The following is a 6,129-nucleotide window of genomic DNA, read 5'->3' on the forward strand; positions in this document are numbered from 1 at the left end:
GGCGTTTTGAGACTGAAACAGGTGTAAACCTATTTCAGGACTAGACACGTTTGCTCGTAAAATGGCTTTTTTCACAAGAGAGCCCTGCCATGTCAAAACCCCTGCTGAGCCCTCAAGGCGAATTTCCCGCCGTTGGCCTGGGCCGTCGCCTGGCAGCGATGTTCTATGACTTTCTGTTGTGCACTGCCCTGCTGATCGTTACCGCGTTCGTCTACAAACTGATCTGGATCGCGTTTGTCGGTGAAGCGAAGATGCGCACCCTGACCGAGTCCGGCGCGCTGGACGGCGACCCGTTGCTGTCGACGATTCTGCTGTTCGTGCTGTTCGGCTTTTTCGCCAAGTTCTGGACCCATTCCGGGCAGACCCTGGGCATGCAGGTGTGGGGCGTGCGCGTGCAGAACGCCGATGGCTCACGGATCAGCCTGTGGCAGGCGCTGTTGCGCTTTGTGGTGTCGATTGCGTCGTGGTTGTGCGTGGGGCTGGGGTTTATCTGGTCGCTGGTTGATAAGCGCAAACGCAGCTGGCATGACATCTATTCCGACAGCCAGCTGGTTCGCATCCCCAAACAGAAAAAATAACGACTCAGGCGTTGCCGGCCAGTTTCAGGCGGGCAGCCTGAGTGAAATCAAGCATGCGCTTGAGCGGGCGCACGGCCTGCGGGATCACTGAGGGCTCGACGAAGATCTCGTTGCTACCCTCGCGCAGGCACTGCAGCGTGCGCTCCAGCGTGTTCATCGCCATCCACGGGCAATGTGCGCAACTGCGGCACGCCGCGCCATTGCCAGCGGTAGGCGCCTCGACAAAGACTTTGTCCGGGCACAGCTGCTGCATCTTGTAGAAAATGCCGCGGTCGGTGGCAACGATGAAGGTCTTGTTCGGCAGGCGCTGGGCAGCCGCAATCAACTGGCTGGTCGAACCTACGGCGTCTGCCAGTTCGATCACCGAGGTCGGCGACTCAGGGTGCACCAAAATCGCTGCATCCGGGTACAGCGCCTTCATGTCTTCAAGCTGCTTGGACTTGAACTCTTCGTGGACGATGCAGGCACCGTCCCACAGCAGCATGTCGGCACCGGTCTGGCGCTGGATGTAGGTGCCCAGGTGCTTGTCCGGGCCCCAGATAATCGTCTCGCCGTTGTCCATCAGGCTTTCGACGATTTCCAATGCACAACTGGAAGTCACCACCCAATCCGCCCGGGCTTTGACCGCCGCCGAGGTGTTGGCGTACACCACCACGGTGCGCTCGGGATGTTGGTCGCAGAACGCTGAAAACTCTTCCACCGGGCAACCCAGGTCCAGGGAACACGTGGCCTCCAGGGTGGGCATGAGGATGCGTTTTTCGGGGGTGAGGATCTTGGCGGTCTCGCCCATGAAACGCACGCCGGCGACCAATACGGTCTTGGCCGGGTGGGCAGCGCCGAAGCGGGCCATTTCCAGGGAGTCGGAGACGCAGCCGCCGGTTTCTTCGGCCAGGGCCTGGATCACCGGGTCACAGTAGAAGTGGGCAACCAGCACCGCGTCTTGAGCCTTGAGCTCGGCGGCGATGGCGGTACGTAGGCTCGCCTCTTCAGCAGCGCTGAGGGCCTTGGGCTGCTTGGCGTCGAGGTGGGCTTGAACCAGAAGGCGTTCGGAAATTTGCGTCATGTTCGCAAGACCTGCAGGCGCAGTTGCGCGAAAGTCGAGTGTACCACCGGCTCTGGAGCCCTTCGGGCGCCGCCGGACGAAGTGATTGTGTTCATCAAGCACGGGTTAACGTGAAGCTGCGCAAGGCTACAGAATATCCAAGGGTTTCAAAAGCCTAATCTGGCATTCGTCGGTGCGTCCGCCGGGCAAAAAAAAGAGCCTCTATCACTGGAGGCTCCTGTTTCTGCAGCCGTGTCAGCGTGCCAATGCGGACGGATCTTCCTGCAACATCACCGAAGCATGCAGACTGGCCAGGGCTTCCTTGACAGTGGACTCCTCCAGCGCATCCTTGGACTTCTTGCTTTCCTTGGCCGCGTATTCGAGCAACACCAGATAGTCGCGCTTGACCGACGCCTCTTTCGGCACCGTGGTGTCTTCCACCAACTTGCCCATCACATATTGCTGCGTGCGGGTGTTCTGGCTGGCACTTTGATCGAGGGTTGCACTGGCCAGCAGGCCGTCCTTGTAGGAAAGCTTGGCCGAACTGCTGGCCTTGTCCTGCACTTGTACGTAGCGATAATTCTGCGACTCTGCATTGCCGTCCAGGGCAGGCGCTTTGCCGCCCTTGAGCCCCTTATGGAAACTCGCGGACAGGCTCGACTGCTGGTCCTGGCTGACACTGCGATCCAAGGAGCTGGTGCCGCCAACGCGGGTCTTTTGCGAGACCTCGTAGGCGAAGCTGTCCACTTCAGACGGGCGCATCGGGTTAGGCGATTCGCTGGCCTGTTTGATGGATGCCTTGAAGTCCGCCAAGCCGGTCAGCAAGCCCTGGTCGGTCGAATTGCGCGTCAACGCTTCGGGCAGGGTAACGCCCTGTGGGTAATGGCTGTTCATGGCACTGAAAGCGTCTTTGAACATCGCCATCAGCTCTGGCTTGGCACTGCCGCGCTCCTGCGCCCGGTCGAATTGGGCGAGATAGCTTTGCAGGGCCTTGGTTTGTTGCTTGGCGTTGCCGAGGATCGCGGCGTTTTTCAGGTCGACGGCCAGGTTCAGCTCGCCGAGCGGGCCACTCATGCGGGTGGTGCGGCTTTTGCTGTCGGCGTGGAAGGCCAGGCTCAGGTCCTGGCCGTCCAGCGATTTGAGCGTGGCATTGAGGTCCACCGACGCCAGCAGCTTGGTATCAAACTGCGTCAGTTGGCTCAGGTCGAGCTTCGGTGGCATTGCCGTCAACCCATCCACGGCGGACTGGAAGGCGCTGCCCAGTTTGCCGACGGCCTTGAGCTCCTCATCGGTCAAGGTGCCACCGTCTACCGTCGCTTGCACACCCAGGCCATCGGTCTGGCTCGAGAGGCTGAAGGTGACGGTCTTGCCGCTGGCGGTCTTGATGCTGAGGCTGACCTGATTGTCGGCCTTGGTGTGCAGCAGGCCCTGATCAACTTTGATTTCACCCGCGTTCGCCGCGCGGTCGGCACTCGCGAACATCACCGACTGGGAAACCGCTGCCCCGCCCTTGGCGAACTGCGCAATCAGACCGGCGCCCAAGCCACTGAAGCGGTTGGCCGTCGACTGCGAATTGAAGTTGGCGTTGAGCGACTTGCTGAGCGCGTCCTGGCTATCACTTTCCCAGGCACGCACGGCTTCTTGACCCGGTAATTGTCCGCGACGGGAATAGGTGTCGGAAAGCGTATCGGAGACGACGTTGCCCAGGCTGACGACTGCAGAGGGCCTCTTCAGGCTGACTTCAACGTTGTGCGTCAGGGTTGCAGGCGGCGTTTCTGTCGGACGGGCGATAAGCGTATTGCCGGTATTAATAGGCGAAAGCGTGGTCATGGCGATCCCTGTCTTGAGCTGGACAATGCTCAATTTAACCAAGACTTCGATCGATTGACAGCACGTAGATAGCAAAGAGCCATGCCAAAAAGCTGGCTCCTTGCGGTTTTGCGAAAATCAGAACCGGTAAGTCACCGATCCACCGAACCCATTGGCGCTGTTTTCATACTTGGCATCGTAGGTCAGCCCTACCTGGGAAAGGTTCTGATGGACCTTGATCGGCTCTTCCTTGAGGTAGGAATACGCCACATCGAACGTCAGGTTGTCGACGGGCGTCCAGCCGGCGCCCAGGCTGAAAACAGTGCGATCCCCCGTAGGAATCCGCACGGAACGGTCGGTGTTGTTGGTCGGCGTCTGGTCCACCGAGAAACCGGTCCGCAGCACCAGTTGTTTGTTGACCCGATACGCTGCGCCGATGGCATGGGACCAGGTGTCATGCCAGTGTTGTTGTTCGGTGATCGAGCCCAGGCCGCCGAATTGAGCGGTAAGGTCGGACACGCCGTCGTTGTTGATGGTGATCTTCTTCAACTGGCTCCAACGGGTGTAGGTGCTGCCGAGGTAGAGGGTCCAGTCGTCATTCAGTTGATGGGTGACCGAGAAATCCACCGAGGAAGGCGTGGTCACGTTCAAACTGGCGTCATAACGCTGCGGGCCACCGTCAAAGGCATCGGAAATCAACCCGGAGGCGTGGGTCTTGCCGGTGAGGTGGTACACCACCTGCGAGTGGTAGGTCACGCCGATACGCGTACTTTCGAGGGGTTGCACCAGGATACCGGCGTTGAACCCGGTGGCGTTGTCGTCGCCTTTGACCTTCACGCTTTCGCCGGCTCCGCCACCCAGCGGCACATTGGAATCCAGCTCGCCACTGATGCGGTTGAAGGTCGGGCCGAAGCCTACCGACACCTTGTCGTTGAAGGCATAGCTGACCGTCGGCTGCACGGTGATGACCGAAACCTTGCTCTTGTTGCCGAAGCCATTGCCCTGGAAGCTGTGCTCATAGTCAGTCACCAGGCCGAACGGCGCATAGATGCCCAGGCCAAACGCCCAGTGCTCATCGATGGGCGTGACCAAGTAGCCCATCGGCACGGCAATACCGGGCACCATATCGCCCTTGTTGGTGCCTGGGTTGTCGGCACCGAACTGCGAGGAACTGGCGTTCTTGATATCGGTTTTGGCATCGAGGTAAGTCGCACCGAGACTGACTTCATTCTGCTTCAAGCGAGACATGCCGGCGGGGTTGCCGAATACGGTACTGGCGTCTTCGGCCGATGAGGAGCGACCGGCATAGCCCGTGCCCATTGAACTGATACTTTGTTCATTGAGCGCGAAACCACCGGCGAACAGCGGGGTTGAGGCAAGGGAAACGGCGAGCGCCAAGGCGCCTTTAAGAGTTTTGTTATTCATTATTAGGACTCGAATTGTGGGGCAGCGACGAGGAAGCTACCAACGTTCGAGCGGGGGGTTTATGAAGAGTTTTTCATGCAGCGGATTGTCGGACAATCCTATGTATATCAGAGACTTCTGCTGTTTTATCGCGTCTTTTTCAGACCTTTCAACCCGGTTGTGACCGGGCAGTTCCAGGCAGCCAACAGAGACCGCTGGCTGCCGGGTCGCCCTACACGTTCCAGTATTTATTCGCCGCCGCAATCGTCGCAAATTCCGTCGCGACCACATGGCCAATGCTGATCAGCATTGCCGCGTCATTGGCATACACATCGCGCAAGCGACCGCGTACCGCTTCATCGGGTTGGGTAGCCTTGATCACCAGCCGCGCCATTTTGATAGCCAGCTCGCGCCCCTCTTCGGGAGTTGCGGTGACCAGTGAATTGTTGGGTATCAGACTCATCAGGCATTTCCTTTTTTTAGATCGCACAGTGCGATGGCGCAGAGGATTCTAATCACTGTCGAGCCATATTGACAATATTTGTTGTCGTTATTGTTTTTTCTCCATGAACTGGATTTGTTAACGCTATACTCGCCCCTCCCAATCGCCAGCGAACCTGACCGCCCGTGAGTACCAAAAGTGACATCCTGCAGCTTCTCCAGCGCGAGCCACTGACCGTGGTGCAGCTCTGCGAACTTCTGGCCGTGACCCGCAATGCCGTGATCGTGCAGCTCAAACAGCTGGAGTCGGAGGGGTTGGTGCGCCGCAGCAAGATCCGTCCGCCTAACACTGTGGGCAAGCCTCCCGTGATCTTCGAAGCCGCACCGGGCAGCGAAGACGTCACCTCAACGGCTTATCAAATTCTGCTCACGCAGTTGCTGGCCACCCTGAAGGACCGCTACAACGTCGACGAGCTGGGTGATGTGCTGGAACAAACCGGCCGCCAGTTGGCCCAACGCGCTGGCCTAGCCAACCCCGTGGATTTTGACAGCGGCTTGCGTGCGGCCATGACGGCCGCCGACGCCTTGGGCGCGAGTACCGAGGCGGTGCCCCAGGGAGGTGGTGTGATGGTGCGCAACTTCACCTGCCCAGTGGGCAGCGTGGTGCGTGAAGAACAGTGTGTGTGCAGGGCGATGGCCGCGTTCTTTTCCGAAGCCACCGGGATGCCGGCGAGCGAACAGTGCTTGCGGGAGGATCGGCTGATTTGTCAGTACTTTATTGAGCACAGCGCCTGACAGGATTTCCCGAGTGTCTAGTCCTGAAATAGGTTTACACCTGTTTCAGTCTCAAAACGC

The 6,129-nt window shown here is 59.0% G+C and carries 6 protein-coding genes; 2 read left to right on the forward strand and 4 right to left on the reverse strand.

From position 1 onward, the window contains the following. Window positions 1-89 precede the first annotated feature (89 nt). On the forward strand, window positions 90-578 hold the full coding sequence (locus H096_RS26025) for an RDD family protein (protein WP_033902224.1): 489 nt from the start codon (window positions 90-92) through the stop codon (window positions 576-578). 4 nt (window positions 579-582) lie between these two features. On the opposite strand, the gene nadA is transcribed toward H096_RS26025, so the two are convergent. From nadA to H096_RS26045, 4 genes are all read right to left on the reverse strand, one after another. Beyond that, window positions 583-1,641 carry a quinolinate synthase NadA gene (gene nadA, locus H096_RS26030; protein WP_033902225.1) on the reverse strand — a complete coding sequence of 353 codons (1,059 nt, stop codon included), beginning with the start codon at window positions 1,639-1,641 and terminating at the stop codon, window positions 583-585. Window positions 1,642-1,875: 234 nt separating this feature from the next. Further along, a complete protein-coding gene (locus tag H096_RS26035; RefSeq protein WP_241495546.1) occupies window positions 1,876-3,450 on the reverse strand; it encodes a lactate dehydrogenase in 1,575 nt (524 codons plus the stop codon). Window positions 3,451-3,567: 117 nt separating this feature from the next. Then, window positions 3,568-4,854 carry an outer membrane protein transport protein gene (locus H096_RS26040; protein ID WP_033902226.1) on the reverse strand — a complete coding sequence of 429 codons (1,287 nt, stop codon included), beginning with the start codon at window positions 4,852-4,854 and terminating at the stop codon, window positions 3,568-3,570. A 211-nt stretch (window positions 4,855-5,065) separates the two neighbouring features. Continuing rightward, window positions 5,066-5,296 carry a hexameric tyrosine-coordinated heme protein gene (locus tag H096_RS26045; RefSeq protein WP_033902227.1) on the reverse strand — a complete coding sequence of 77 codons (231 nt, stop codon included), beginning with the start codon at window positions 5,294-5,296 and terminating at the stop codon, window positions 5,066-5,068. Between the two features lie 164 nt (window positions 5,297-5,460). Here H096_RS26045 and H096_RS26050 point away from each other — a divergent pair, with 164 nt between their 5' ends. Then, on the forward strand, window positions 5,461-6,069 hold the full coding sequence (locus tag H096_RS26050) for an ArsR family transcriptional regulator (RefSeq protein ID WP_033902228.1): 609 nt from the start codon (window positions 5,461-5,463) through the stop codon (window positions 6,067-6,069). Window positions 6,070-6,129: the final 60 nt, after the last annotated feature.

Origin of the sequence: Pseudomonas sp. FH1, assembly GCF_000510895.2 — a bacterium.
Classification (GTDB): Bacteria; Pseudomonadota; Gammaproteobacteria; order Pseudomonadales; family Pseudomonadaceae; genus Aquipseudomonas; species Aquipseudomonas azotoformans_A.

Bases quoted from the DNA above. Each gene is read 5' to 3' on its own strand.
- H096_RS26025 (WP_033902224.1), top strand. From the start codon at position 90: ATGTCAAAACCCCTGCTGAGCCCTCAAGGCGAATTTCCCGCCGTTGGC.
- H096_RS26040 (WP_033902226.1), bottom strand. From the start codon at position 4,854: ATGAATAACAAAACTCTTAAAGGCGCCTTGGCGCTCGCCGTTTCCCTT.
- H096_RS26045 (WP_033902227.1), bottom strand. From the start codon at position 5,296: ATGAGTCTGATACCCAACAATTCACTGGTCACCGCAACTCCCGAAGAG.
- nadA (WP_033902225.1), bottom strand. From the start codon at position 1,641: ATGACGCAAATTTCCGAACGCCTTCTGGTTCAAGCCCACCTCGACGCC.
- H096_RS26035 (WP_241495546.1), bottom strand. From the start codon at position 3,450: ATGACCACGCTTTCGCCTATTAATACCGGCAATACGCTTATCGCCCGT.